The organism is Pseudoalteromonas sp. AWH4_217, assembly GCF_056161105.1.
The window spans coordinates 1-540 of sequence record NZ_JBSWYM010000063.1 but is presented as its reverse complement, the minus strand read 5'-3'; the positions used below and the strand labels follow the sequence as shown (position 1 = coordinate 540).

Genomic DNA, 540 nt, shown 5'->3' with positions numbered 1-540 from the left:
GCTCCTACTGCTTGTACGTACACGGTTTCAGGTTCTATTTCACTCCCCTCACAGGGGTTCTTTTCGCCTTTCCCTCACGGTACTGGTTCACTATCGGTCAGTTGGGAGTATTTAGCCTTGGAGGATGGTCCCCCCATATTCAGTCAAAGTTTCACGTGCTCCGACCTACTCGATTTCACTTTAAATAAGTTGTCGTGTACGGGACTGTCACCCTGTATCGTCATACTTTCCAGAATGTTCCACTAACTACATTAAAGCTTAAGGGCTAATCCGATTTCGCTCGCCGCTACTTTCGGAATCTCGGTTGATTTCTTTTCCTACGGGTACTTAGATGTTTCAGTTCTCCGCGTTCGCTTCGTTAACCTATGTATTCAGTTAACGATGACCCAAAGGGCCGGGTTTCCCCATTCGGAAATCCTAGTCTCAAGCGCCTCTTACTGGCTTGACTAGGCTTATCGCAAGTTAGTACGTCCTTCATCGCCTCCAACTGCCAAGGCATCCACCGTGTACGCTTAGTCACTTAACCATACAACCCAAAAT

The 540-nt window shown here is 47.4% G+C and carries 1 rRNA gene; it reads right to left on the bottom strand.

The window, feature by feature from the left end:
* A 23S ribosomal RNA gene (locus ACXAH1_RS24670) occupies positions 1 to 526 on the bottom strand; the annotation flags it as partial.
* Between the last annotated feature and the right edge of the window lie 14 nt (positions 527 to 540).